25 protein-coding genes are annotated in these 26,649 nt (G+C 32.9%); 12 read left to right on the top strand and 13 right to left on the bottom strand.

Going from position 1 to position 26,649, the window contains the following annotated elements:
• The first annotated feature begins 2 nt into the window (after positions 1–2).
• The 3 genes from HM982_RS11985 (at position 3) to HM982_RS11975 (ending at position 2,506) form a co-directional block, all read left to right on the top strand.
• Positions 3–1,130, top strand: coding sequence for a metal ABC transporter permease (locus tag HM982_RS11985; protein WP_179353473.1), 1,128 nt, complete (start codon positions 3–5; stop codon positions 1,128–1,130).
• Positions 1,123–2,283, top strand: a complete 1,161-nt coding sequence (locus HM982_RS11980) for a metal ABC transporter permease (RefSeq protein WP_179353472.1) — start codon at positions 1,123–1,125, stop codon at positions 2,281–2,283. Before HM982_RS11985 ends, HM982_RS11980 begins: the two co-directional genes overlap by 8 nt.
• Before the next feature lie 73 nt (positions 2,284–2,356).
• A complete protein-coding gene (locus tag HM982_RS11975) occupies positions 2,357–2,506 on the top strand; it encodes a hypothetical protein (protein ID WP_179353471.1) in 150 nt (49 codons plus the stop codon).
• A gap of 29 nt (positions 2,507–2,535) precedes the next feature.
• Here the strand turns inward: HM982_RS11975 and HM982_RS11970 are convergent, their stop codons facing one another.
• Entirely contained in the window at positions 2,536–3,324 is a 789-nt protein-coding gene (locus tag HM982_RS11970; RefSeq protein WP_179353470.1) for a TerB family tellurite resistance protein, read from the bottom strand.
• 133 nt (positions 3,325–3,457) lie between these two features.
• Here HM982_RS11970 and HM982_RS11965 point away from each other — a divergent pair, with 133 nt between their 5' ends.
• The 5 genes from HM982_RS11965 to HM982_RS11945 all read left to right on the top strand — a co-directional run bounded on the left by HM982_RS11965 (position 3,458) and on the right by HM982_RS11945 (position 6,947).
• Positions 3,458–3,856 (top strand): hypothetical protein, encoded by a 399-nt coding sequence (locus HM982_RS11965; RefSeq protein ID WP_179353469.1) that lies wholly within the window; start codon positions 3,458–3,460, stop codon positions 3,854–3,856.
• Positions 3,857–4,010: 154 nt separating this feature from the next.
• Positions 4,011–4,421, top strand: a complete 411-nt coding sequence (locus HM982_RS11960; protein ID WP_179353468.1) for a BrxA/BrxB family bacilliredoxin — start codon at positions 4,011–4,013, stop codon at positions 4,419–4,421.
• Positions 4,422–4,538: 117 nt separating this feature from the next.
• Entirely contained in the window at positions 4,539–5,276 is a 738-nt protein-coding gene (locus HM982_RS11955; RefSeq protein WP_179353467.1) for a lysophospholipid acyltransferase family protein, read from the top strand.
• 22 nt (positions 5,277–5,298) lie between these two features.
• Positions 5,299–6,279 (top strand): acyl-ACP desaturase, encoded by a 981-nt coding sequence (locus HM982_RS11950; RefSeq protein ID WP_179353466.1) that lies wholly within the window; start codon positions 5,299–5,301, stop codon positions 6,277–6,279.
• Positions 6,280–6,290: 11 nt separating this feature from the next.
• Positions 6,291–6,947, top strand: a complete 657-nt coding sequence (locus HM982_RS11945) for an HD domain-containing protein (RefSeq protein WP_179353465.1) — start codon at positions 6,291–6,293, stop codon at positions 6,945–6,947.
• Between the two features lie 6 nt (positions 6,948–6,953).
• Here the strand turns inward: HM982_RS11945 and HM982_RS11940 are convergent, their stop codons facing one another.
• A complete protein-coding gene (locus HM982_RS11940; RefSeq protein WP_179353464.1) occupies positions 6,954–7,127 on the bottom strand; it encodes a hypothetical protein in 174 nt (57 codons plus the stop codon).
• Positions 7,128–7,143: 16 nt separating this feature from the next.
• Positions 7,144–8,022 (bottom strand): AraC family transcriptional regulator, encoded by an 879-nt coding sequence (locus HM982_RS11935; protein WP_179353463.1) that lies wholly within the window; start codon positions 8,020–8,022, stop codon positions 7,144–7,146.
• A gap of 283 nt (positions 8,023–8,305) precedes the next feature.
• Between HM982_RS11935 and HM982_RS11930 the strand changes: the two genes are divergently transcribed.
• The 3 genes from HM982_RS11930 to HM982_RS11920 all read left to right on the top strand — a co-directional run bounded on the left by HM982_RS11930 (position 8,306) and on the right by HM982_RS11920 (position 11,410).
• A complete protein-coding gene (locus HM982_RS11930; protein WP_179353462.1) occupies positions 8,306–8,863 on the top strand; it encodes a hypothetical protein in 558 nt (185 codons plus the stop codon).
• A 613-nt stretch (positions 8,864–9,476) separates the two neighbouring features.
• A complete protein-coding gene (locus HM982_RS11925) occupies positions 9,477–10,034 on the top strand; it encodes a hypothetical protein (RefSeq protein ID WP_179353461.1) in 558 nt (185 codons plus the stop codon).
• Between the two features lie 815 nt (positions 10,035–10,849).
• Positions 10,850–11,410 carry a hypothetical protein gene (locus tag HM982_RS11920; protein ID WP_179353460.1) on the top strand — a complete coding sequence of 187 codons (561 nt, stop codon included), beginning with the start codon at positions 10,850–10,852 and terminating at the stop codon, positions 11,408–11,410.
• 59 nt (positions 11,411–11,469) lie between these two features.
• Here the strand turns inward: HM982_RS11920 and HM982_RS11915 are convergent, their stop codons facing one another.
• The 9 genes from HM982_RS11915 to hemH all read right to left on the bottom strand — a co-directional run bounded on the left by HM982_RS11915 (position 11,470) and on the right by hemH (position 21,749).
• Positions 11,470–12,546, bottom strand: a complete 1,077-nt coding sequence (locus HM982_RS11915) for a PA0069 family radical SAM protein (RefSeq protein WP_179353459.1) — start codon at positions 12,544–12,546, stop codon at positions 11,470–11,472.
• 143 nt (positions 12,547–12,689) lie between these two features.
• Positions 12,690–13,559 carry a TraB/GumN family protein gene (locus HM982_RS11910; RefSeq protein WP_179353458.1) on the bottom strand — a complete coding sequence of 290 codons (870 nt, stop codon included), beginning with the start codon at positions 13,557–13,559 and terminating at the stop codon, positions 12,690–12,692.
• An 86-nt stretch (positions 13,560–13,645) separates the two neighbouring features.
• The gene (locus HM982_RS11905; RefSeq protein WP_179353457.1) at positions 13,646–14,044 is read right to left on the bottom strand and encodes a hypothetical protein; all 399 of its coding nucleotides are present in this window, start codon (positions 14,042–14,044) and stop codon (positions 13,646–13,648) included.
• A 219-nt stretch (positions 14,045–14,263) separates the two neighbouring features.
• Positions 14,264–15,970, bottom strand: a complete 1,707-nt coding sequence (locus HM982_RS11900; protein WP_179353456.1) for an AraC family transcriptional regulator — start codon at positions 15,968–15,970, stop codon at positions 14,264–14,266.
• An 8-nt stretch (positions 15,971–15,978) separates the two neighbouring features.
• A complete protein-coding gene (locus HM982_RS11895) occupies positions 15,979–16,761 on the bottom strand; it encodes an enoyl-CoA hydratase/isomerase family protein (protein ID WP_179353455.1) in 783 nt (260 codons plus the stop codon).
• Between the two features lie 228 nt (positions 16,762–16,989).
• On the bottom strand, positions 16,990–18,399 hold the full coding sequence (locus HM982_RS11890; protein WP_179353454.1) for a sensor histidine kinase: 1,410 nt from the start codon (positions 18,397–18,399) through the stop codon (positions 16,990–16,992).
• A 188-nt stretch (positions 18,400–18,587) separates the two neighbouring features.
• Complete coding sequence (locus HM982_RS11885; RefSeq protein ID WP_179353453.1) at positions 18,588–19,139, bottom strand: CopD family protein; 552 nt, start codon at positions 19,137–19,139, stop codon at positions 18,588–18,590.
• A 214-nt stretch (positions 19,140–19,353) separates the two neighbouring features.
• On the bottom strand, positions 19,354–20,709 hold the full coding sequence (locus HM982_RS11880; protein ID WP_179353452.1) for an MATE family efflux transporter: 1,356 nt from the start codon (positions 20,707–20,709) through the stop codon (positions 19,354–19,356).
• Entirely contained in the window at positions 20,709–21,749 is a 1,041-nt protein-coding gene (hemH, locus tag HM982_RS11875) for a ferrochelatase (RefSeq protein ID WP_179353451.1), read from the bottom strand. The genes HM982_RS11880 and hemH overlap by 1 nt, the downstream gene beginning before the upstream one ends.
• A 358-nt stretch (positions 21,750–22,107) precedes the next feature.
• On the opposite strand from hemH, the gene HM982_RS11870 reads away from it, so the two are divergent.
• A complete protein-coding gene (locus HM982_RS11870) occupies positions 22,108–25,617 on the top strand; it encodes a TraB/GumN family protein (RefSeq protein ID WP_179353450.1) in 3,510 nt (1,169 codons plus the stop codon).
• On the opposite strand, the gene HM982_RS11865 is transcribed toward HM982_RS11870, so the two are convergent.
• Positions 25,614–26,513, bottom strand: coding sequence for a helix-turn-helix transcriptional regulator (locus tag HM982_RS11865; protein ID WP_179353449.1), 900 nt, complete (start codon positions 26,511–26,513; stop codon positions 25,614–25,616). The genes HM982_RS11870 and HM982_RS11865 overlap by 4 nt on opposite strands.
• Positions 26,514–26,649 lie beyond the last annotated feature (136 nt).

Below are 26,649 nucleotides of genomic sequence, written 5' to 3'. Positions count from 1 at the left end.
TTATGGACATATCAAAATATATAGAACTCGTCTTTACAGACTATACGCTTAGAACTATTACATTAGGCACCGCCATTTTAGGGGCAATTACCGGAATGCTAGGAAGTTTTGCAGTGCTTAGAAAACAAAGTTTATTAGGTGACGCCATTTCACATGCCGCCTTACCTGGTATTGCAATTGCCTTTTTAATTACAGGTGCCAAAGACACAAATACCCTTCTCATCGGTGCATTGGTGAGTGGACTTATTGGAACCTTCTGGATAAAAAATATCGTTACAAAAACCCATTTAAAATCCGACACCGCATTAGGCCTTATTCTATCTGTGTTTTTTGGTTTTGGAATGTTATTACTCACCTTTATTCAAAAACAACCTAACGCCAATCAAGCAGGTTTAGATAAATATCTTTTTGGCCAAGCTGCTACTTTAGTAGAAAGTGATGTTTGGATGATGGCTATCGTTACAGGGATTTGCCTGATGGTAATGCTCACTTTTTGGAAAGAATTTAAAATTTTACTTTTTGATGCCGACTACACAAAAACACTTGGTTTTAATACTAAGACTATAGATATTCTAATTACAGTTTTCATTGTTTTAGCTATTGTATTAGGGCTTCAAACCGTTGGTGTTGTTTTAATGAGTGCCATGCTTTTAGCACCAGCAGCAGCAGCGAGACAATGGACTAACAGCTTAGCTAAAATGGTCTTTTTAGCAGCCGTATTTGGTGCGTTTTCAGGGGTTTTTGGCACAGCGATTAGCGCCAGTCAAAACAACTTATCCACAGGACCTGTTATTGTGCTTGTAGCCAGTGTATTTGTTGGCTTTTCATTTATATTTTCACCTAGCCGAGGCCTTTTATTTAAACAAATTAGGGTCATTAAAAATCGACGTGATTTAGAATTACATAAAACGTTAGCCTTTATGTATCATATTGCAGAAACACATGAAAACACATCCCACCCTCACAAAATTAAACTCTTAAATAATTTTCACGGTTACACTAAAAGTACACTTCAAAAATTAGTAGATAAAAACTATGTTAAGATTAATGGAAGCATGTGGAGTTTAACCGAAACAGGTTTTGAAACCGCAGCTAACTTATACACCAAACAAGAGACAGAAGATGAATAGTGCACAATTAGAAATACAAATTATAGCAAGTTTAGTTGCTATTGCATGTGCTATTCCTGGAACATTTTTAGTTCTAAGAAAAATGGCGATGATTAGCGATGCCATCAGCCATGCTATTTTACCTGGAATAGTGATTGGTTTTTTTATAACGCAAGATTTAAATTCTCCTGTACTGATTCTTTTAGCCGCTTTAACCGGAATTATAACAGTCGTCCTTGTAGAATACATTCAGAAAACAGGTTTAGTAAAAGAAGATACCGCTATTGGCCTGGTGTTTCCTGCTTTATTTAGTATCGGTGTTATTATGATAGCTAAAAATGCCAACGATGTACATTTAGATGTTGATGCCGTTTTACTAGGAGAATTAGCTTTCGCACCTTTTGATCGACTATTAATTGGTGGTACTGATGTAGGCCCAAAATCACTATGGGTGGTTGGATCTATATTACTTATTACAATTACACTACTTATCCTGTTCTTTAAAGAATTGAAAGTAAGCACATTTGACAAAGGCTTAACGGCTTCCCTTGGATTTTCACCGGCAGTTATACATTACGGTTTAATGTCTGTTTCCTCCGTTACAACGGTTGGTGCATTTGATGCCGTTGGTGCTATTTTGGTTGTTGCTTTAATGATTGCTCCAGCCGCCTCGGCCTATTTGCTAACCACAGATTTAAAGAAGATGCTCATTTTAGCAATTAGCTTCGGCGTGTTTAGTGCTATTTTTGGGTATTGGGTTGCCCATTGTCTAGACGCTTCTATTGCGGGATCTATTACAACCATTCTTGGAGTCGTATTTCTATTGGTATATTTATTTGCGCCATCAAAAGGTATAATTGCGGTGATGTATAGAGAAAAACAGCAACGTACGGAGGTGTCTTTATTAACCTTTCTGTTGCATTTAAAAAATCATGATGAAGTTGAAGAACGCCACGTTAATCATCTTTATGAACATATCAATTGGCAAAAAGTCCGTGCGAAATCTGTACTCGATTTAGCTCAAAAAAATAATATGATTCATATGGATAACCAAGTGGTTTCATTAACCAAAAAAGGCGATGAATTTACCTCAAAAGCCATTAATTATATCATAACTAACGAAGATGCTCAGATTGAAGATATGAAAGATGATTTCTTCCTGTTTAGAGGATGATATAATTATTGTTTCAATTGTAGATGAAAGGTTCAAATCTAAAATCGACTAAAGCTAAAATTTTAAATCAACCATGACACTCCTCAACTACTTCACTGGTAAAAACGGATTAATTATTGTAGGTTTTATAGTCTTATGTGTTTTTATTTACAATAAGTATAAAACCCAACGTTACTTTAAATACATTAAAAAACGTCTAAAAGAAAAAGAAGACCAAGCTTAGTTATATCTGAGACACAAAGCACTTAAGCCTTATTTAAAACCACGCTCTTTCTGTATGTGCTCATAAGATTCTTGCACCTGTCTAAATTTTTCTTCAGCACCTTCGCGATGTTCTTCACCCAAATGACCAACACGATCGGGATGGTATTTTTTCGCCATAGAACGGTAGGCTTTTTTAACCTCTGCATCTGATACTGATTTATCAATCTCAAGGATTTTGTATGCATTATCACTACTGTTATAAAACATCGCTTTTATACTCTGATAATCCCTGTTACTAATCCCTAAATAACCTGTTATAGTGTAAATCTGACGTAATTCATCTTCAGTAACTATCCCATCGGCTTTCGCTATTCCGAATAAAAAATGAAGCAACTGTAAGCGCGATGCATGATCCATCATCTGCTTAATTTGTAAACAAACCTGACGTGTGGATATATTTTGTTTATTAATACGCTTAAATAACTCAAAAGCATGATTGGCTCTATCTTTACCATACATATTGGTAAATTGTTGACGTACAAAATCTAATTCGCGTTGATCTTGCTTACCATCAGCTTTAATAACAATGGAAGCCAGAATTAACAAACTCACTTCAAAATCACCCGATTGTGTTTGTGGTCGTGATGTACGCTGACCATAATTTGGCTTTGTTCTGTAGGTATCACCTTGCCTTCCGGCTTGACGATCACCTAATAAAGGAGCATTCTTTTCTGCAATATTATCAACAAAACTACCTACAGCCAAACCAATAATAGCACCAATAGGACCACCAAAAGACCAACCTAAAGCACCACCAATCCATTTTGCAAAACTCATATTTATTATTTAGATTTTATAAAGTTGTAAATATACTATATGTTAGTAGATTGAACAGGTAAATTGTTACCGTTTGTAGACCATCTATTTAAAAAAGTTGTATTTTATACAAGGCAAACAATACGAATACAACATGAAATATCAACTATTTATTTTAGCTTTTACATTAATTTTTTTTAGTTGTAATAGCGACGATGATGCACCACAAAGTTCAACCACAACATTGCATGGCAATTGGTCTTTAATAAATGTCAATGGTGGTTTTCCTGGCGTTAACGACGATTTTGAATCAGGATTAATTACTTGGAATTTTGATGACACCGAAATTACCGTTACTAATAACAATACCCACAATGTTATACATAGCGGCTACCCTTCTGGGATCTACACTTATGATGTTATTACTACGGCTACCGATACCACATTGGTAATTGAAAATACAAATTCTAAAATTATAACGCTAACAAACAATCAACTTGTTATTGACCAAGGTGTTGCCGCTGATGGCTTCCAATATACGCTTAGTAAGTAATTAAATATTTATATGGACTACTGTATATTATATAAGGAAAGATGGTCGTATTAAATCTAAAAATTCAAGATTGTGCATGCGCATTAATTTTCCTTACCTTTGCGTCCCGATAACTATCGAGACAAAGTAAGAATTAATTAAAAAATTAAAAAATATGTATCCAGCAGAATTAGTAAAGCCAATGCGTGAGGATTTAACCAGCGTAGGTTTTGAAGAATTACATACATCAGATGCTGTAGAAACTGCACTAGCAAAAGAAGGTACAACCTTAGTTGTTGTTAATTCGGTTTGTGGATGTGCCGCAGCAAATGCAAGACCAGGAGCTAAAACGAGTTTAGAAAATGCAAAAAAACCAGATCATATCTTTACTGTATTTGCAGGTGTAGATAAAGATGCTGTTGATGCAGCGAGAGCTCACATGGTTCCTTTTCCTCCAAGTTCTCCATGTATGGCATTATTTAAAGACGGTGAATTAGTACACATGCTAGAGCGTCATCATATTGAAGGTCGTCCTGCAGAATTAATTGCCGAGAATCTTAAAGATGCTTATAACGAACATTGTTAGAACATTAGAATAGAGCATACAATCCTAATCGTTATTAGGAGAAGCTCAAACACTACAAAGCCACGAATTATTTCGTGGTTTTTTTGTTCATAAACGGCTTTGATTTACATTTGTAACATGAGAAAACTATTAGCTTATCCGCTTTCGGTTGTATTTTATTTATGCTTTGGCTTAACCTTAGTCATATTTCACGTCATCCAATGGGTTAGCTTTAATGTATTTGGATACAAAGCGCTTAAAATTAGTGTAGATTGGCTTCAGTTTTTTATCATGCGCTGTCTGAATCTTTTAGGTACAAGAATTTCATTTAACAACCCCTATAAATTTAGCAAGGAACGCCCGTTAATCATTGTATCTAACCATCAAAGTATGTTTGATATTTCGCCAATAATGTGGTATTTACGCAAACATCACGTAAAATTTGTCTCTAAAAAAGAGCTCGGCAAAGGCATCCCAAGTGTATCTTATAATTTACGCCATGGTGGATCGGTTTTAATAGATCGAAAAAATCCGAGACAATCTTTATCTGCTATGATGACCTTTGGTGAATATATTGAAAACACCAAAAGAGCAGCGGTTATTTTTCCTGAAGGCACACGAAGTAAAAATGGCGTTCCAAGACCTTTTAAGACTAAAGGTTTAGAAATGCTGATAAAAAAAATCCCTTCTGCTATCATTGTTCCGATTACCGTAAATAACTCTTGGAAGATGCTGCGCTATGGGAATTTTCCTATGGGAATAGGGAATCATATGACATTTACCGTCCATAAGCCCTTAGAAATTATTAACTTTACAGATAAGACCGAGCTAATTGAGCAAGTAGAACAAAGCATTGTTGAAGGCCTCGAGAAATAAACCCTTAAAAAAACATCAAATTATGTCGTTGAAAAATGTAAGATTGGAAGTGATGCAGCATCTCGAAAAAGATGTACAATCCCTTATTGAAAAATACCTAATTCCTGTTGAAAAAATTTGGCAGCCTACCGATTTTTTACCCGATTCTACAAAAGAGTCTTTCTATGAAGAAGTAAAAGAAATTAGAGCGCTCTCTAAAGAATTGCCTTATGATTTCTGGGTGGTTTTAGTAGGCGATATGATTACCGAAGAAGCTTTACCAAGTTACGAATCTTGGCTTATGGATGTAGAAGGCGTTGACCAAATAGAACGTAATGGCTGGTCTACTTGGCTAAGACATTGGACGGGAGAAGAAAACAGACATGGCGATGTTTTAAATAAATATTTATACCTCTCAGGACGCGTTAATATGCGTGAAATTGAAAAAACCACACAGTATTTAATTAACGATGGTTTTGATATCGGAACCGGTAGAGATCCTTATAAAAACTTTGTTTACACCAGCTTTCAGGAATTAGCAACCTATGTATCTCACAATCGTGTGGCCAAAATTGCCAAACAGAAAGGCAATAAACATCTAGCCAAAATGTGTAGAATTATTTCTGGAGATGAAATGCGTCACCACCACGCCTATTCAGAATTTGTAGAACGTATTTTTGCTGTAGACCCAAATCAAATGATGATGGCTTTTCACGATATGATGAAGCGAAAAATCGCTATGCCAGCCCATTTTCTTAGAGAATCTGGTGAAAGTATCGGAACGGCCTTTGAAGAGTTCTCAAACACCGCACAACGTATTGGTGTTTACACTTCTAATGATTATGTAGATATCCTTCAAAAATTAATTGACCGTTGGGATATAGGTAACATGACAGGGCTAAACGAAGAAGCTGAAAAAGCCAGAGATTACCTTATGAAACTACCACCGAGAATGTATCGTTTGTCTGAGCGCATGAAAATCCCTGAAAATTCATTCAAATTTAAATGGGTTGACCCAGCTTAATAAGTTTAAATATGCACAGCACTAACCGACTTATAACCACAACCAAGTCTTTTGTAAAACAAGAGCTAAAACATGCCGAAGGCGGTCATGATTGGTTTCATACAGAGCGTGTATATAAAAATGCGCTTCTTATTGCTAAAAATGAACAAGTCGATATTTTAGTGGTTTCCTTAGCGGCGCTTTTGCACGATATAGCTGATTCTAAATTCTATGATGGCGATGAAACAATTGGTCCTAAAAAAGCAGAAACATTTCTTTCAAACAACAATGCAGACCATAAAATCATTGAACATGTGACTCAAATTATAGCACACATGTCCTTTAAAAATTCACTTGACGACACCATTTTCACTTCAAAAGAAATGGAAGTTGTACAAGATGCCGACCGCCTAGATGCTATTGGTGCCATTGGCATAGCACGCTGTTTTAATTATGGAGGATTTAAAGATAGACCACTTTATAACCCGGATATAAAGCCGAACCTTAGTATGACAAAGGCTGAATATAAAAATTCAGATGCACCGACCATCAATCATTTTTACGAAAAATTATTGCTTCTAAAAGATCAGATGAATACCAAAACTGGCAAGCGTATCGCTTTAGAACGCCATAACTATATGAAAGGCTTTTTAGAACAATTTTATGCCGAGTGGGACGGAAAAAAGTAAGACTTATTAACTCTCTTTCGCTACCTCTAAAGCCGTAAGCTTATATTCTATAGCAGCCATTTCTTCACCGTAATGAATAATTTGATCAGCAGTTAAACTACAACTTGAATTTACGGTATCTAAAATATCTTGACCTTTCTTAGTATAATAACTAATTGCAATATCTATTTTATCATCCATAATAAATCCGTATTTATTATTGAAGCATTAATTTTAATTCACCTCTATATTTGGAGGCACTTTTACCTGTAAACTCTTTAAATAGCTTATTAAAGTGTGAAAAGTTATTAAAACCACATTCAAAACTAATATCTGCAATACTCATTTGACTTTCAGAAAGTAACTTGGTTGCATGTACAACTCTATATTCATTAACCAACTTAGTAAATGTTTTTCCTGTTACACGTTTAAAGTAACGACAAAACGCAGGAACCGTCATACTAACTTTATCTGCAATTTCATCTAAACTAATATGTTCTTGAAAGTTTTGGTTAATGTGTTTAAAAATCACATCAATTTTAGCGCTGTCTTGAGGTTCTGCTTCAAAAGCATAGCCGTCTGCATTAAGCAAAGTGTAATCTTCAGCTTTTGCTAAGCCATGTAACACTTCGAGTAGAATTAAAACCTTTTTAAAACCTTTTTTCTCATTTAGCTTTTCAATTTTTTTCCCAAGCTTTTGTTTGGTCTTTACACCAAAAAGAATTCCTTTTTTAGAAAGCTCAAACATTTTGTTAATCGCTTCCATTTCTGGAATATCAAAGAAGTTATCTCCTAAAAATTCGGGTTTAAATTGGACTAAGGTTTCAGAACCATTAATAGTTAAACGATCTGTAAAACCATTATGCGGTAAATTAGATCCTATCAATAAGAGTTGACTGTTATTAAAATAAGATAAATGGTTGCCTATATGACGTTTTCCCTGGCCTTTATTTACATATACCAATTCTATTTCAGGATGAAAATGCCAAAAAGGCTTTACTTCTCCTTTATAAGCATCTATTTTGTGCTTCCTTACTAATATGGAACTACCAAATTCAGGACTAATTCTTTCTAATGTAGGTTTTCTTGTATTCATAACATAATTATCTGGTGCAAAGTTAAGTTGATCAAATTTTAAAACCTATGGCAAATTATCAAAAATATGCACCATTTTAACCCAATACATTAACAAAAACCATCGTAAGGTTAATTATGCATATAAATCTACCAAAATCGTTGTTTTTTAGATCTTAATGCCACTCTATATTTGTAGTGTTGAATGATTTAGCTGACAAAAAAATATTGCCACCTTAAAAGAAAAAGAGAAAATTAAAAAGGCAAGTTTAAAATTTCAGTTTAACTTAAAAGATTGAAACATTATGAAAACATTATTTAAAAGCATTTTAGTATTAGCTGTAATGTTAGGAACATGCACCAGCTACGCAAACACAACATTAGAATTATCATCTATTTTTAGTGATGTAAAAAAAGGAAATTCAATTTCAGTTACTGATGAAGCTGGAATGATTGTCTTTAGTGGTCAAATTAATTACGATGGTAATATTAACCGTCTTTATGATTTTTCACAATTAAAGAATGGTATTTATATGATTGAAATCGATAAAGATTTTGAAATTGAAATTAGTACTGTAGAAGTAAAAAACGAGAATGTTATTATATTATCTCAAAAAAATAAAAAAATCTTTAAACCTGTGTTTAGAGTTGAAGATGGTAGAGTTATCATTTCAAAAATAGCTTTAGACAAGCCACAAATGCAAGTTGAGCTTTATTTTGATAATAAATTAATTCACACAGAAACTGTAAAAGGAGAAAAGGTATTAAATAGAGTTTACAAACTCGACAAAAATATTTCAGGTGACTATACTGCTATTGTAAAATCTAACGATAGAGTATTTGTAAAGAATTTTAGAATTTAGATTGTTGTTTATATTGGTTTATTCGAAAAAGTGGGCGTTATGTTAGTTGCCCACTTTTTTTTGTTTAAAATTTAGCTGACTAACCAGACGCGGTCACTTTCTCTGCACTTCCATTCCTTCTATCATTTTTTAGTTTCCTACTTTATATACTACCTAAATACACTGCTACATTCATTCATATTTGACTAACGGTAGCAGCTTCCAAGTTTTTAATGAGCTTATAATTAATACTAAGTTTTTAATTTTTATGCTGTTTCGTTTTCAATATTATTGACTGAAATTTTAATACGCTTCAATTAGCAGAATTTAGTTTTTAAAATCAACTATTGTTTTTAGTATTTAGCAATACATTTAAAATACCAGTTGCATTATCACTTTACAAATTCCGTTCATTTTCCCTCCAATACTTAAACCTATAGCGATCTAACAACAATGTATGCTATTTTAACCCAAGACAAAATAGCACACATTCATCAGGTTAATTCTGTATATAAAATTGCCAAATTTGTTGTTTTCTATAATCTATAGCCATCATAAATTTGCAGTGTTAAAACGTTGTAACAGCAACGGAGATAAAAGAAGAAATAAAATATTATTAGTTAAAATAAAAATTATGAAAGCATTATTTAAAAACATTTTAGTATTAGCTGTGGTGTTAGGAACATTCACAAGTTACGCAAGCACAACTTTAGAAACAAACACTAATTTTAACGAAGTTAGTAAAGGAGATTACATTTCAGTATCTGATGCTTCAGGTGAAGTAATCTACAGTGGACTTATTAATTATAACGGTAACATTAAAAACCTTTATGATTTCTCACAATTGAAAGATGGTACTTATACTGTTGAGGTAAACAAAGATTTTGAAATTGAAATTAACTCTCTACAAGTAAATAAAAATGTAGTAACTTTTACTAATGACACAAGTAAAACTATCTATAAGCCTGTATTTAGAGCTGAAGATTCTAGAGTTATCATTTCAAAATTAGGTTTAGATATCAATGAAATGACTGTAGAGTTATATTTCAAAAACGAACTTATTCACTCTGAAACTGTAAAAGGAAACGATGTTTTAAACAGAGTTTACAAATTAGATCCATCTGTAAGAGGTAACTATACAGCAATCATCAAATCTAATGGACGTGTGTTCGTTGAAAACTTCAAATTATAGATTTTAAAAATATTTTAAATTGTTTAAAAGAGTGAGCTTTAATCGGCTCACTTTTTTTGTTTAAAATACCTCCTATCAAGACCTCTAGCACTTAAACAGCACTTCTACTCCACACTATCATTTTCTGTTTTCCTACCTATATATAATAGTGCCCTAATACACTTTGACATTCATACATTTTATAACGAGCTTCTAAAGTTTTCTATAAACTTAAAACTTGAGTTCGATATAAGTTTAGTTGTCAGTTGAATCGCTACAATAAATATTGAAACGAAACCTATTCGTAATTCTCGTTTTAATGACCTTTAGTTTTGTTTCGAAAGGTGATTTTAATCAAAATATATCTAGATTTTAGTAATCCTCAAAGTGACAATAATTGATTTCATTAACAAAACCCCTTAGAAATCTCATACATTAAGTTGAAATCACGCTTATAATTAATGCTGAGTTCTAATTTTATGCTACTCCGTTTTCAATATCATTGATTGGAATATTAATTAGCAATATTTAACTTTTTTAAATAAACTATTGTCAATAGTATTTAATAATACGTTTAAAATTCTAGTTGCATAATCGCTTTTCAAATTCAGTTTGTTTTTCCTACAAATCTTAAAACCTATAGCGATCTAACAAAAACATATACTATTTTAACCCAATAAAAAGAAACATAAATTCATTAGGTTAATTATGCATATAAACGTGCCAAATTTGATGTTTTCTATATTCTAAAGCTGCTATAAATTTGCAGTGTTACGTCGTTGTAAAAGCAACGATAATAAAAAAGAAGAATAAAATTATTTAAGAAATAGAATATTATGAAAGCATTATTTAAAAACATTTTAGTATTAGCTGTGGTGTTAGGAGGAACATTCACAAGCTACGCAGACACAACTTTAGAAACAAACACTAATTTTAACGAAGTTAGTAAAGGAGATTACATTTCAGTAGCTGATGCTTCAGGTGAAATCATCTACAGTGGACTTATTAATTTTGATGGTAACATTAAAAACCTTTATGATTTTTCACAATTAAAAGATGGTACTTATACTGTTGAAGTTAATAAAGATTTTGAAATTGAAATTAACTCTCTAGAAGTAAAGAAAAATGTAGTAACTTATACTAATAGCAGAAGCAAAACGATTTACAAGCCTGTATTTAGAGCAAAAGATTCTAGAATTATCATTTCAAAATTAGGTCTTGATATTAACGAAATGACTGTAGAGTTATATTTTAAAAATGAACTTATCCACTCTGAAACTGTAAAAGGTCAGGATGTTTTAAACCGTGTTTACAAATTAGATCCATCTGTAAGAGGTAATTATACAGCAATCATCAGATCTAATGGACGTGTTTTTGTTGAGAACTTCAAATTATAGATTTTAAAATATTTTAAATTGTTAATAAAAGTGAGCTTTAATCGGCTCACTTTTTTGGTTTAAAACAATTTCATTTGTCCATCTTTATAGGACTCATAGAGGCTTGTATTGAGTATTGGCATAGCTTTACCTTTAAAATATTTTAGCCTAGCCAATTTTACCAAATCATTTATTTGTTGAGCAATCTGCCCTTCACCACACATACGTTTACCATAGCGACTTTCATTGAGTGTACCGCCATGGCAACTTTCAATTTGATGCAGAACCTTATTTGCGCTATCTAGCATTGTTTTTTGTATCCAATCTGTAAATATTTCACCGATAGCGCCGTTCAACCGTACAATAGTATGACCAATACTTAAGGCTCCAGCTTCGGAAACTGCTTTAGCCATTGGTAAAATCTCATGACTATTGATTGATGGAATAATTGGCGCCAACATCACATTTACAGGAATCCCATGACCACTTAATTCTCGCACCACCTGAAGTCGTTTTTTAATAGTTGCAGTTCTAGGTTCAAGAATCCGTCTGGTATCTTCAGATAAAGACGTTATAGAAATATTTACAGCTATAAGGTTATCTTTTGCTAAAGCCCTTAACAGGTCTAAATCTCTTATTATTAACGCATTCTTAGTAGTAATACCAACAGGATGTTTGTATTTTAAGAAGACTTCTAAGCATTGCTTAGTGATTTCAAATTGCTTTTCTGCAGGTTGATAGCAATCGGTATTTCCTGACATTACAATGGTTTGCGCTTTCCAACTTTTCTTTTTAAGGTGTTTTTCTAATAGTTGGGCAGCGTCTTTTTTAACTAAAATTTTTCTTTCAAAATCTAAACCTGCACTATAACCCCAATACTCATGCGAATTTCTAGCATAACAATAAATACAACCATGTTCGCAACCTTGATACATATTCATCGAATATGCCATACCTACATCTGGACTTTTTACTTTATTGACAATCGTTTTTGGAAACACATTGAGATATTGTGTCTTGTTTTTATCTACAATTTCTCCTTCTTTATGACAGAACTCCAGAAAATCATCGCGTACTTCGTGAGACAGGTCAAAAAAACGGTTGTGGGTGTTTTGCTGTGCGCCTCGTCCTTTTATAGCTGATTTGGGGTTTATCATACGGTAAAATTAGTATGAAAACACAGCTGGTCTTGCTACGGATTGTAGTTTTAACTTATTGGGTACTTATCTAAAAACTTAGTTATGACAAAAAAGCCTTAATTGAAGATTAAGGCTTTTAAAATCGATTATTTATTATAATATTAATCTATTATTGGTGTTACTGTATAACCTGCGTTTTTAAGTAAGTTTATTACTCCTTGCTCTCCTCCTAAATGCCCACAACCCACAGCATAAAAAACTGAATTATCTTTGGAGTAGGCTTCTATTTTAGGAATCCATTTATTATTTCTGTCGTCGAGAAAACGCTTCACACCTTCGGTATCATCCTGCATATAGTCATCCATAAAGTCATATATACCATCTATATCTTCCGCAAGATAATATTGTAACAATTTGTTATAGAGTTCTTGACTATTTCCATTACTTACCATTTCAACTATAGTATCTATTTGCTCATCATATGGATCTGCGTCAAAAGCATTAATCTGATCGGCAATGTTTTCCAATCCACTCACCTCCTTGTTAGCCGTTTTAGCCATATTTATTAGACTCATCTCATAACTCTCTAAAGGTTCACCTCCAATAGTTGTCATTGTGAATACAGACATCAACATCATTGGTTTAAACATATTGTAATTACTAACGCCCACACCAGTCTTTTCCATTAAGTAAGTATTTAAAATTTCGAATTCAGCATCAGACATATACGATTTTAATGATTCGCCTTCCTTTAACATTGATAATTTTACAAAATCTTTATAATAATTAGGGTCGTCCATATCCAACTCTAATACAACTTTTTCAGAGCTATCAAAAGCACTTTGCACTTTGTTTTTCATTATGAAGTCTTTTTTCGGTATCATATGTATGGTTCCAAATAAATAAGATGTTTTTATATCATTTCCTTCTATTTTCCACAAATTAGTTTTGGTATTATTCTGTGCTACTATGTTAAATGTTGTTGCGATAAATACAACAATGACGAATGTAATTTGATTTAATTTTCTCATGATTATGTTTTTGTTTATGATGATTATTTAGGATAAAATTGTGATTAATGTTTCTATAATTAATTTAACTAGGATTACCATACTGTTTATATTTCTAATTGTCCGTTTTTAATTGTTATTGTGTCGTGTCTATCTTCTGAAATAATATCTAGGCTTATTAAGTTGAAGTTTTCTAGAGATTCAACATCATTTACCAATAATTGATGAATGCGATTGGCTTCTTTTTGTAAGGATTCGTATTTACAGTTCATTAAACTGAAACTTACATGCTCTACAGAAAACCCTTTAACATTAGAATATTGCACTCCTTTAGAATACATATCCTTTGAAATGCTCTCGCAATGGCAATGCGTATTTAAAGAGGCTTCAATTTGATTTACCGTGATTTCATCAGCTGTATAGCTATCATAAAAAGCACTAAAAACACCTACTAGAAAAGCACCTATTGCCATAGCGATTGAGATGTAAATAATTCGTTTTTTCATTTTTAAAAGAGATTTAATTGGTTTGTGATTGTGAACCCAAAGTACCTTTAAAAAAACGCGTAAAACAAAGGAAGCATACCCAGTTTTAAAAAAATAGGGCAGAAAAAACAAATCCTAATTAACTGAAATAAAAGTAATTAGAACACCAACAAGTAGTTTGACAGCGTTTTTATAGTGAAGCCCCTAAATTTATAAATTTAGGGTAAAAATGATTGTATTTCAATCTAAAGCATTCAACTTTTTAATGTAGAACGACGGATTTAATCCGGTTTGCTTTTTGAAATATTTGGTGAAGGAATCTGCACTTTTATAACCTACTTCTTCAGCGATGGATTGAATGGAAAACTTTCTAAAACGATTATCATTTTTGAGTTTTAAAACGGCATAGTTAATTCGTAAATCGTTGATATAGGCATTAAAATTTTTCTGGTAATGAGAATTTACAACCTTAGATAAGTACGACGTATTTGTTTTTATTTTCTTAGCTACATTGTAAGAATTGCAATCTTGCCTTAAAAAATATTCTTGTTCTTCTAACTTATTTAAACCTTCAAGAATCTGACGCTTGATAGTTTCATTTATATCCGAAGGATTAGCTTCTTGAACTTCATCTTTTACATCATCGCTAACAGAACCCACATTGTTTTCTGTATTTACCTTTTCTAAAAGCACCTTAAATTTTGCTTCATTTTTCTTTTTAAGCCTACTGAATCTAAAAAGAAAAACTAACAGAATAAGAATGATTACAACTGAAACCGCCACACTATATTTAAAGTTATTCTTTTCAGAATTTATAGCATCCAATTCGGTCTTAAAAGCCTTTAACTCTTGCTGTTTAAAAACACCTACAACTGTATCTTGAATTTTATTAAGTGCTTCAGTGGTAAGAATATATTTTTCAAAATAAAAATTAGACTTTTCTATATTACCATTGTATTTATAAGCTTTAGCTAACATTTTATAATGGTCCTCCATAAAGCCTTCTTCCTCTTCAGACACCTTATAATTATCTAATCCTTCTTGTAAAACTGTTTGGGCTTTTGCATACGCTTTTAAACCTATATACGCTCTACCATAAAGTCCGGAATAAACTAAAGATTCCAATTCACCTATTGGTAAACAATATGTTTTTGAGGTTTCAAAATCAGAAAGTGCTTCGTTATACTTACCATATAATATATTAACTTCACCTTGAGTTCTAAACAACGTTTTAGAAAGACAACTATCCTTTACAACTTTATTTAAGGTAATGGCTTGGTCTAAATATGCTTTAGCAGAATCTTTTACTTTAGATTTTATATAAGCCAGACTCAAATAATATAATGTAACTGTTTCTTTTTTTAAGTTACTTTCATAAGTAGAAGCGTTACGGTCTAAGTTTTTACGCCTACTTATAGTTAAGGCCTGTTTAAGATATTTTATAGATGCTTCCCGATCGCCAACAAAAGATTTTACATAACCCAATTGCATTAAAATGGTGCTTTCCAACTCCAATTTATTTTGTTTTCTGGCCAAGGCTAAGGCTCTATTTTGCATTTCCGTTGATTTACCAATACGCCCTTGAAAAAAATAACTGCGACCTAGCTGATAAACATTGATCGCCAATTCTTGCTCTAAAAGATTCGTTGTTGCTAAAGCAAACATTTTCTCTTGTTCTGCCTTAAATGTATCAAACTGTCTTAAATTAATATGAAGACCAATAAACTTGGATAACCCCCGAATTTCTTCTTTTGCATTAGATTCTCGCTCTGCTTTTTGAATATAATATGTGATTAACTCTTCAGCAAGCTCTAAGTCTTCTAGATAGCTTTTATCAATTAAACTAGAAAGATTATCGTAAGATTTCAAAAAAAGTGTATCGCGCTCTTGACCATTCAAACAGATCATGAATAGAGAACAAACAAAAACGAGAATTACTTTTTTCATTAAGTAGATTACTTCCCCGGAAACTCCGCTTTACGTTTCCCTAAAAATGCGGTAGTTCCTTCCACAAAATCTTCAGTACCAAAGCAGTTTCCAAAGGCTTCAATTTCAACATCAAAACCATTAACTCCAGTTTCGTAATTAGCATTAATCGCATGGATAGCTTCTGCAATAGCCACTGAAGAATTTCGCATTATTTTACTGGCTATCTTCTCCGCTAGTGGTAATAACTCATCTTGTTCAACCACATGATTTACTAAACCGTAATTTAGAGCTTTGTCAGCATCAATCATACCTGCTGTCATGACCATTTCCATAGCTCTGCCTTTACCTACTAATTGTGGCAAACGTTGTGTACCTCCATAACCTGGAATTACGCCAAGGGACACTTCTGGCAAGCCCATTTTGGCGTTGCTACTTGCCACTCTAAAATGACAGGCCATCGCTAATTCTAAGCCACCACCAAGTGCAAAACCATTTACTGCTGCAATAACTGGCGTACTTAAATTTGCAACAAAATCGAATAATAACTCATGACCTTGTGCGGCTAACTTTCCACCTTCTTCAACACTAAAATCGGCAAACTCACTAATATCTGCACCGGCAACAAAGGCTTTTTCGCCACTTCCGGTTATGATAATTACTTTGGTGTCTTCATCCGTATTTGCGGCATCAAAAGCTTCATGCAGTTCTTGTATTGTAGCTTTATTTAAAGCATTGAGCTTTTTTGGTCTATTGATGGTAATCGTTGTGATTCCGTTTGAGTATTTTGAAATAAGATTGTTGTAAGACATATTTTATTGTATTTTTATTGACTCCTCAACAAGTTCAGAGTGACAATTCCTAATCAATTTATTTTAATTCCTACGAAGATAAGAATTTCGTTACTTTATATTTCAAAGAATTTCTAAAGTTCGCGGTGAAGCATTTCTTTGTTCTGTATACTTTATTTCATTGCAAACCTTAAATAACTAGACTACATTTTTACATTTCAACAATCAGATTTCTGCTTTCAAAAGCCTCTAAGACGCAGGAAATGTAACTGTAAAAATAGTCCCTTTTCCCAGCGCTGATGTAAAGCTAATACTTCCATTATAAGTTTCTACAATATTTTTCACCATACCTAACCCTAAGCCCATACCACTAGATTTTGTGGTAAACTTAGGTTCAAATATTTTTGCTTTAGTATCCTCTGCTATTCCTGCGCCATTATCTTCAATTGTGATGATAACGTTTTCCATATCTGTAAATACACGGACTTCAATCTTAGGGTTTTCAGAATCTTCAGGAATAGATTGAATGCCATTTTTAACTAAATTAGTAACCACGCGTATTAATTGTGTTCTATCGAATTTAGCAATGATTTTATTGGTTTCAGAATGGAATTCTATATTATCTTCATTAAAAATATCGAGCGCTAACTTTACAATTTGTACCACATTAAGTTCTTCACTTTTTTGAGCAGGCATTTTAGCAAAATTAGAAAATGCTGAAGCAATTGAGCTCATCGTATCAATCTGTTGAATAAGCGTATCACTATATTCCTTTAGTTTTTGATGAATCTGTTCATCAGTTGGATCAAATTTACGTTCAAAACTCTGAACGGTTAATCGCATTGGGGTTAATGGGTTTTTAATTTCGTGTGCGACTTGTTTTGCCATTTCTCGCCAAGCTTGCTCACGCTCATTCATCGCTAAAACTACAGCACTCGCTTCAAGCTCATCAATCATACTGTTGTATGAATTTACTAGCGTTTCAATTTCTTCACTCGCCGATTTAATCTGAATTTTTTTATTACGCTTCTCCAATCGTGTTTCATTCATCTTATCACTTATTGTTCGTAGTGACTGGGTAATGAATTTAGATATAAAATAAGCAAAAATGATTGCGACAAGAATTAATACCAAGTAGGCGTAAGCTAAACGTGTTAAAAATTCTTTTAGTTCTTTATTAAAAAAATCATCATTCTCTAAATATGGCAGATTTAAAATGGCTATGGTTTTAAACTTTTCATCTGTAATGTAGGTGTATGAGGACTGAAACGTATGTCCGGCGACATTGTTTTTTACAACATGCCGATGTTCTAAAGTATTAGATAATATATTTAAAATTTCAGGATCTAAATAGTTCCCTATTGTATCGCGTTGTATGGTTCGTTTTGAGCTTTTTAATAGTTGCCCTTCTAAATCATAAAGGTTTATTTGAAGGTTATGAATCGCATCAATTTCAAATATTTCATCTTTAAAAATTAAGGGAATATTTGCTGTATTAACAGGGTACGTTGTTTCTTTAATCACAAAATCTATACTCTGTTTTATGGCTTTTTCTTTACGCTCTAAACGCTCTTTATGGTAATCCTTAGCTTCTTCCTTATATTGATAAATGGTTACTGCGGCGATTAAAACCGAAGCCACCAATACCAGAAGTATCATGTTTATAACTATTCGAGCACGTAAGGACAAACGTTTTATATTCATTGAAATGCCATAGTATGGCTGCGTTTTAATTCTAAAATTTAAATATAGCAATAATCAATCCAAAGACACTAAGTGTAAATTCCTATTTTGAAAAACTCAAGTTCTAATATAGGCATTTTGGAATTTAAATTTTGGGGGATTTTTTAAGCTTCCGGATTTTTAGAACGTATATTTTTATAAAGCTTGAAGCCCAACATGATTAAAACACCTAAAACGATTAAACCTAAAACTCCAAAAATCCAATTAAGCGCACTTTTAAGTATTACTAGAAAAACAACCGCAAACAGAATAAATGTTGCGCCTTCATTCCATATACGCATAAAACTAGACGTTATGTTAACCTCATCGTTTTGAAGCTGCTTAAAATAAACGTGAGTTTTGTAGTGATATATAAACAAGAGTAATACAAATAACAACTTTACATGCATCCACCCTTGGTGAAACCAACTGGGCATTAAAATCATTAACCAAACCGCAAATAAAGTCGCTAAAATAGCAGACGGCCATGTGATAATATACCACAAACGTTTAGCCATAAGTTTTAGTTGTGTTCCAAGAATTTCCTTCTCTGGTGATGGTTTATCAAAAGCTTCTATTTGATACACAAACAATCTCGGGATGTAAAACAAACCCGCAAACCAAGTGATAACAAAAATGAGATGAAAGGATTTTATATAAGGGTATAGGTTTTCCATGATGCAAAAATCGTGAATTTATGTGGTTTAAAAATGCGTTTTACTGAACTAATTTTAGCTTTAACTAAAGGCTCTTTGCACACTTAACAAGTTAATTAACGGCACAACTACCAACCATTACAGCTTCGTTTAATCAATATTAAACCTTTAATAAAATTTACTTTTTTAACGTAAACTACACAACCGCTTCAACTCAAAAGATAATGGGTGAACGCTATACGCTCACTTTTGGCTTTAAGTGTAATTTTAATTCACGATATAAAAAATAAGCAGTTACAATAGTAGATAACACATCTGAAATTGGAAATGCCATCCAAACCCCTAAAGCCCCAAAATAATTAGGCAAAATAAAAATCAACGGAATAAAGAAAAACCCCTGACGTGTTAAGGTTAGCAGTAGTGCCGGAATAGCCTTACCTGCCGCCTGAAAATAAGCTGACCCAATAAGTTGAATAGTAATAATTGGAATGGCTGCAAAGACCCAACGCATCGCCGATGGTGTTTCGGCAAGTACATTAGCCTCTTGGGTAAACAATCTTGTAATTGATTCTGGAAATATCATTAAAAACGCAAAAACAATCGTCGCTAGTAACACACCATATTTAATCGCCGTAAAAATAGCTTCCCTAACCCGTTCATATTTTTTAGCACCATAATTAAAGCCAGCAATTGGTAAAAATCCTTGTGTAATACCATAAATTGGAAATAACGCAAACATCAGCATTCTGGCCACAATGGCATAAGCTGTTACCGAAGTTTCACCGCCTAAATCAAATAGAATATTATTCATCAATAGATAGGTAACACTAACAATAGCCTGCCGTGTTAAGGTTACAAATCCTAGTGAACCAATCTCTTTGACGATAGATTTATTTAATCCAAAGTGATTAAAATTAATTTTTAATTCGGAATGTTTCGATCGGAAATACCAAAGCACAAATAAAAAACACAAACCATACGAAATTGTTGTGGCCCATGCAGCTCCTGCCATTCCCCAATCAAATAGTTGTATAAAAAGCACGTCTAATATAAGGTTTCCAACCGAAGGAAACATCATAGCATACATGGCAAATTTAGGTTTCCCTTCAGCTCTAATAACGGTATTACCCATCATACAAAGGGCTAAAATAGGCACGCCATACAATACAATTCTGTAATAGATTTTTGCAGGTTCAAAAATATCGCCTTTACCACCAAATGCTGGTACAATGGTATTAATATGCCACAGACCAAGAGCTACAAAAACAAGTGTTACTAAAATGGTTAATGTAACCTGATTTCCAAATGTTTTTAAAGCTTTGGCATTATTATTCGCCCCCAAAGCTCTTGATATTATTGAAGACCCTCCAATACCAATAGCCATACCTAAGGCAGCAATAAAAAAGGATACCGGAAGCACCACATTAATTGCGGCAATTGCTGTTGAACCGATCCAGTTACCTACAAAAATAGTATCGACCAATATATTAAGCGACATCACCAAAATACCTATAGATGCAGGTACGGCTTGCTTAATTAGTAATTTCCCAATCCGGCGATTACCTAATTCTTGTGACGATACGTTTGCCATTAAACCTCTGCGGTTTTACTAGTTGAAGCCCATTCTTGTATGATATTGGTGATGACTTGTGCAAAATCTTCACGCTCATTTAAACATGGGATAACAGTAAATTCTTCGCCTCCCATTTCGTGAAAAATCTCTTCACCTTCCATAGCAATCTCCTCTAAGGTCTCTAAACAATCACTGACAAACGCTGGTGTTACAATGGCCATTTTTTTAATACCTTCTTTGCCCATTCTTTCAATAGTTCGGTCTGTGTAAGGTTGTAACCAAGGATCAAAACCAAGTCTAGATTGAAACGTAGTAGAATAGGTTCCATTTTTTAACCCTAATTTTTTAGCCACATTCACAGTTGTAATTTCGCATTGATGACGATAACAAAACTCATGCTGTTTACTCCCCTTTTTAAAACAGCATTTACCGTTCATTTTACAATTACCATTAGTAATATCACTTTTTCGAATATGACGCTCAGGAACACCGTGGTAACTAAAAAGAACATGTTCATAATCTAGCGTGTTCAACGTTTCTCCAATACTTTTTGAAAGTACGTTAATATAATCTTCACGCTTGTAAAATGCTGGAGTTCTTGTAATGGTAACTTCAGGAAAAAACTCAGCAACCAACTCATCAACCTTAACGTCAATGGTCTCTGTGGTTGCCATTGCAAATTGTGGATATAAAGGCAGTGTCTTTATTTCAGTGCAACCTTTATCAACCAATTCTTGAAGTCCTTTTTTTATGGTCATACTTCCATAACGCATAGCTAAAGCCACAGGATAATCTACTTTTTCTTGTACTTTTTGTTGTAAACGTTCTGAAATAACAATCAGTGGCGACCCCTCGTCCCACCAAATTTTTTGATATGCTGCTGCCGAAGCTTTAGGTCTGGTATTTAAAATAATGCCTTTAACCAAAAGCGTACGCGCCCAAAGCGGGACATCAATAACACGCTCATCCATTAAAAATTCTCCCAGATATTTTTTCACATCTTTGGGTTTTGGACTATCTGGAGACCCCAAATTGACTAATAAAATTCCTTTTGACATAATTATATTCCGTAAAGCAGGACGCTTTTAATTCATCTCTTTCTTCAAAGAGCAAAAGTACAACTCTAAATACAATACTTAAGAATGCTTTTATTGGTTTTACTTATACTTGAATTATCAAATAATTTACGAAATTATAAGTTAATTAATTTAAAATAAGTATTTATGTTCTTCATATTTTATCGACTTTTATAAATTAGGTATGGCTATTTAAAGGAATTAAATACCTTTACAAGTCTTGATTAACTTTTAAATTAAGCCAATTATATCAACATTCTATCATTTTAAAACAGTGATAACCGAATAACTAAACGTGCCACCTATTAACTTTAAGAGTCAAGCCTACAAAAATAAACCCATGAAAAAACTCCTATTTATATGTCTTTCATTAGTTACAATAACCGCTTTCTCACAACAACAATATCAAAGTTTACTTTGGAAGATAACAGGTAACGGACTTGAAAAACCGTCTTTCTTATATGGCACCATGCACGTGAGCAAAAAAGTAGCGTTTAGGTTAGATGATGTCTTTTATAAAGCTCTAGAGGACAGTGATTGTATTGCTTTAGAGTCTGACCCAACCACATGGCCTGGTTACAATTATGACACGATGCTGAGCCAAATGGCTGCTTACAGCAATAATAACAATGATTTTTACACAAATTTATTCAAGCTAACGCATCCTGAAGAAATGGCAATTAGAGGGTCTGTAAGAATGGATAATAGTGCTGTAAACGCGTATTTGTATAGAAAAAATAGTGCTTCAGACAATTTTGAAGAAGAGACCTATTTAGACATGTTTATTTTTCAAGCCGGAAAGAAAAACGACAAAAACATATATGCTTTAGAAGATTTAGAAGAATCCCGTTATTTAACTACCAAAGCAGCTTACAATGCCAATAAAAAAGAGCTAGATCCTTGGGTACAAAAAATGTATGCTAAAGAAAATCCTTATTTAATTCAAGAAAACCTCTATCGCGACAGAAATTTAGATTTATTAGACTCCATTGGCGCAGGTGTAAACACTAATTTTTTTAGAGAGAACATGCTCTATATTCGAAATGAAAATATGGTGGTTTCTCTTGAAAAATTAATGCCTAGCAAATCGGTTTTTGCAGGTGTTGGCGCAGCGCATTTGCCTGGCGAACAAGGTATGATAAACATGTTACGCCAAAGAGGCTTTACGGTAGAAGCATTAACCTCCGAGCAAACCGATTATAGTAAAATAGAAAAAACAAAACTCGACAGCCTTTTTGTAGCTCCAAAATTAGAATATCACAGCACACCAGATGGTTTTTTAAGCATGAACACCTATGATGAGTTACGTGAATTCCCTTACGGTGGACAGAAATATTATTTAGACCCTGACATGACCAATGGCGCCTACTTAGCCATAAATAGAATTAGCCGTTTTGTGTATTTACCTAATGAGAAATCCACTATTACCTTAAGAGAGATTGACCATTTATTGTACGAAGACATCCCTGGAGATATTATAAAAAAAGAAGTACTAACAGCGCCGTATCCAGGCATTAGTATCGTTAACAAAACGAAAAAAGGAGAATTTCAGAAATACCATATCTACCAAACCCCTTTAGAGATTATCATCATAAAATTTGCTGGTCGTAGTGATTTTGTGCTCCAACATGAAGCCAAAATTTTTAATTCCATTACTTTAAAAACACCTTCTAATGAAACCCATGTATTGGTGTCGCCAAACAACAAATTTCAAGTTAATTTCCCTAAGTACTACGTAACTAGTAACATGGATAATTACGGTAAAAAATTAGTAGAAGGCTATAAAGACGACGCTTATTATTTTGTTGAAGAAGCCGTTTTAAATGACCTTTCTTACATAGAAGAAGACAGTTTTGAAGCCAAATATTTTCATCATGCTTTGTATAAAAACTATAAGCTTAAAGAAGCTGGTGGTGGATTTAAAGCAGGTGATTATAAAAATTATGAATCTTATGCTGTTTTAGATCCTTCTACAAACAAAAAATTACACCTGAAAACCATTGTTAAAGATGGCAGTTACTATTTACAAGGTTATGTTGGCAGCAATGACACAGATAAATCAGATTTTTTTAAGTCTTTTAAATTCAATAAAACGGATTATACCGGTTTTGAAAAAGTAAGAGATACTTCCTTATATTTTTCAGTTAAAACTAATGCTAAACCACCACTTCCCAATCCGTATAATTATAATAGTGGCCAAAAACCAAAACACTACGAACAAACACTAAAAGAAACTACCTATCTCACACCTACTAACGAAGAAATTTTGGTATCTAGAACTAAATTTCACGATTTGCAAATGTTTCATAACATTGATAGCCTTTGGAAAGAATTAGAAGATAAAGTCAATTATAGAGCGAAGTATTATAACGGTGCAAAAGCATTTAAAATTACGAATCGTTCGTCTGCAAAAAAGGATTCGGTTTACACACATCGTTTTAGTTATTCTGACTCAGCAAGTTCAAAACAAGTTTTAGTAAAAAATATTTTGAAAGAAGGCGTGCTTTTTGAATTGAAAACTTTGGTCGATTCTATTAGTGGCCCTTCAAAGTTTGTCACCGAATTTTACGAGTCCTTTACGCCAAAAGATACACTTCTAGGAAAAGATGTACTTCAAGATAAAACCGATTTATTTTTTAAAGCCTTAAGAGCCAATGATAGTATTGTTTTAGAATCTTATAACCTCGTTAAATTTAAAAAACATAACAGTAAAGATATTATTGCTGTGCTTAAGGATTTTGAATTCGACAAAGACCGTTTAAACATCAAATCTCATTTGGTAGAACAACTTATCACCATCGATTTAAAGAACAATCTGCCATTTATAAAACAATTGTATCACGATAGTTATTCTGACCCACAAACCCAAACAGCCATCTTAGAAGGTCTTTTAGATTCTAACAAAAAAGGAAATTACAAAATTGCTTTAGACCTTATGGAGCGCGATTTACCTCTAGGAAGTGTAGGTGCAATGTTTTACAATTATAACGGTAAAGACTCTTTAGAGTTAAAAGCATCTTTATTTCCTAAAATATTAGAATACAGCACCATTTCAGAATACAAACAACCGCTTTACACTTTATTGGCAAAAGTAAAAGATAGTGGATTTGTAAAACCAAAAACCTATAAAAAATATAAAAACCAGCTGATTAATGATGCTAAAATTGAAGTCAAACGTAATTTAGGAAACACTAACAATTACGGATACAATTCTTATTCTTATAATTTATCGACTTATGTACGGTTAATTTTTCCGTATAGAAATGAGCGCAGTGCAAAAGATTTCTTTGAAAAATTGTTGAATGTAGAGGACACCAACGCCTTAGCAAAATACTATGTTTTATTAACCAAAGCCAAAGAAACCATACCAACAAAACTTACCGAAAAGCTTGTAGAAGACGAGGAGAATCAATATTTACTTTTAGAGGAGCTAGACGAAGCTAAACTATTAAGTCAATTGAAATCGATTACTATTAATCAGCAACAATTCGCCAAATCAAAACTCTTATCAGATGCCAATTTTGAAAAAGAAAAAGACTCCATTCAGTTTCTCTTTAAGCGCGATTTTGTAACCGACAAAGGCAAAAATGCCCTAATGTATTTCTTTAAGATTGATAAAGATGATGAGTATTCTGGAAAGACTGAAGCTTTACATTACATCTCTTTTATTAAGCCAAAAGACCCAAAGCAATTGGTTGTAGATTATTATTCTAAATCTGAAAATTACGGTACCATGGTTGATAAAACGATAGAACCGGAAGAACAATATACCGAGATTATTAATCTAGCGACTTACAAGAATAGACAACGTGTGACGCCAATTGGTGGTGATGGGTATTATGATTATTAACTAGAAGCCTGAATATACTTCTTAGGCGTCGTCCCAAATTTCTTTTTAAAAGCGGCTATAAAATGGCTTCCTGTGCTATAACCTACTCTTAAGCCTACTTCATTCACATTATAATCGCCAGATTCTAAAAGTTTACGCGCCACTTCCATTTTATAATCGAACAAAAAGCTAAACACCGAATCGCCATAAATTTGTTTAAACCCTTCTTTTAATTTTTTAAGGCTTAAATCGATTTCATCGGCTAATTCTTGTAAACTTGGCGGTTCAGCCATATTGGCGATGATAATATCTTTGGCTTTTTTCAGTTTCGCCACATTCACCTCATCCACTAAAAAAGGACATTGCTCAATATCGGCATCTTCACTTCGGTTAAAAAACAGACTCAATAGTTCATAAGCTTTACCTTTAAAATATAGAGGCTTAATAGAACTATTAAGATTAAAACTAATCAGCTGATTTAAAACCACAGCCATCGATGGTGATATTTTTCCATCTTTATAGTATTTTTTATCCTTATTATCATCTGTTAAAAAGGTGACATAATTGGCGTCTTCGGAAAATAAACCATGAAATTTTTTAATAGAAATCACTAAAGATACCAACCAAGAATGTGGTTTTAATTCTAAATGAATCGGCAAATCACGTTGTGGATTATAAAGCAATAATGAGGTATCCTCATCAATGTTCAAGGTATAGTTGCCTTGATTAAATAAAAATCCTGCTGTTCCCTTGTTACAAAAATGAAACTGAATATAACTACTATCAATCTCACGCTCAAGAACTTTAATAGTATCATTGTCGTTTTTGCTTGTTAATACAAAAAAACCTTCTTCAATATATGTTTCTTCAAAAGTACCTTCAGCGATACTTTTTAAGCCTATTTTTCCTAAATCCATTTCAACACTATTTAGATTCGTTCTAAACAAAAAATTATAAAACCCTTTGTTTTACTACAAAAATATGATAATTATCATGTTATCGTTAAAATGAATCATAAAAAACCAGAAACGATACTTTAAGTTCTTCTAGCGT

Source organism: Winogradskyella vidalii, from assembly GCF_013403955.1.
Lineage (GTDB): Bacteria > Bacteroidota > Bacteroidia > Flavobacteriales > Flavobacteriaceae > Winogradskyella > Winogradskyella vidalii.
Note: the sequence above shows the minus strand (reverse complement) of the source record. Positions and strands in the feature narration are given on the sequence as shown.

Bases quoted from the DNA above. Each gene is read 5' to 3' on its own strand.
- HM982_RS11960 (WP_179353468.1), top strand. From the start codon at position 4,011: ATGTATCCAGCAGAATTAGTAAAGCCAATGCGTGAGGATTTAACCAGC.
- HM982_RS11950 (WP_179353466.1), top strand. From the start codon at position 5,299: ATGTCGTTGAAAAATGTAAGATTGGAAGTGATGCAGCATCTCGAAAAA.
- HM982_RS11975 (WP_179353471.1), top strand. From the start codon at position 2,357: ATGACACTCCTCAACTACTTCACTGGTAAAAACGGATTAATTATTGTA.
- HM982_RS11980 (WP_179353472.1), top strand. From the start codon at position 1,123: ATGAATAGTGCACAATTAGAAATACAAATTATAGCAAGTTTAGTTGCT.
- HM982_RS11985 (WP_179353473.1), top strand. From the start codon at position 3: ATGGACATATCAAAATATATAGAACTCGTCTTTACAGACTATACGCTT.
- HM982_RS11915 (WP_179353459.1), bottom strand. From the start codon at position 12,546: ATGATAAACCCCAAATCAGCTATAAAAGGACGAGGCGCACAGCAAAAC.
- hemH (WP_179353451.1), bottom strand. From the start codon at position 21,749: ATGTCAAAAGGAATTTTATTAGTCAATTTGGGGTCTCCAGATAGTCCA.
- HM982_RS11885 (WP_179353453.1), bottom strand. From the start codon at position 19,139: ATGGAAAACCTATACCCTTATATAAAATCCTTTCATCTCATTTTTGTT.
- HM982_RS11940 (WP_179353464.1), bottom strand. From the start codon at position 7,127: ATGGATGATAAAATAGATATTGCAATTAGTTATTATACTAAGAAAGGT.
- HM982_RS11870 (WP_179353450.1), top strand. From the start codon at position 22,108: ATGAAAAAACTCCTATTTATATGTCTTTCATTAGTTACAATAACCGCT.
- HM982_RS11935 (WP_179353463.1), bottom strand. From the start codon at position 8,022: ATGAATACAAGAAAACCTACATTAGAAAGAATTAGTCCTGAATTTGGT.
- HM982_RS11970 (WP_179353470.1), bottom strand. From the start codon at position 3,324: ATGAGTTTTGCAAAATGGATTGGTGGTGCTTTAGGTTGGTCTTTTGGT.
- HM982_RS11890 (WP_179353454.1), bottom strand. From the start codon at position 18,399: ATGATACTTCTGGTATTGGTGGCTTCGGTTTTAATCGCCGCAGTAACC.
- HM982_RS11905 (WP_179353457.1), bottom strand. From the start codon at position 14,044: ATGAAAAAACGAATTATTTACATCTCAATCGCTATGGCAATAGGTGCT.
- HM982_RS11920 (WP_179353460.1), top strand. From the start codon at position 10,850: ATGAAAGCATTATTTAAAAACATTTTAGTATTAGCTGTGGTGTTAGGA.
- HM982_RS11955 (WP_179353467.1), top strand. From the start codon at position 4,539: ATGAGAAAACTATTAGCTTATCCGCTTTCGGTTGTATTTTATTTATGC.
- HM982_RS11865 (WP_179353449.1), bottom strand. From the start codon at position 26,513: ATGGATTTAGGAAAAATAGGCTTAAAAAGTATCGCTGAAGGTACTTTT.
- HM982_RS11945 (WP_179353465.1), top strand. From the start codon at position 6,291: ATGCACAGCACTAACCGACTTATAACCACAACCAAGTCTTTTGTAAAA.
- HM982_RS11895 (WP_179353455.1), bottom strand. From the start codon at position 16,761: ATGTCTTACAACAATCTTATTTCAAAATACTCAAACGGAATCACAACG.
- HM982_RS11900 (WP_179353456.1), bottom strand. From the start codon at position 15,970: ATGAAAAAAGTAATTCTCGTTTTTGTTTGTTCTCTATTCATGATCTGT.
- HM982_RS11880 (WP_179353452.1), bottom strand. From the start codon at position 20,709: ATGGCAAACGTATCGTCACAAGAATTAGGTAATCGCCGGATTGGGAAA.
- HM982_RS11930 (WP_179353462.1), top strand. From the start codon at position 8,306: ATGAAAACATTATTTAAAAGCATTTTAGTATTAGCTGTAATGTTAGGA.
- HM982_RS11925 (WP_179353461.1), top strand. From the start codon at position 9,477: ATGAAAGCATTATTTAAAAACATTTTAGTATTAGCTGTGGTGTTAGGA.
- HM982_RS11965 (WP_179353469.1), top strand. From the start codon at position 3,458: ATGAAATATCAACTATTTATTTTAGCTTTTACATTAATTTTTTTTAGT.
- HM982_RS11910 (WP_179353458.1), bottom strand. From the start codon at position 13,559: ATGAGAAAATTAAATCAAATTACATTCGTCATTGTTGTATTTATCGCA.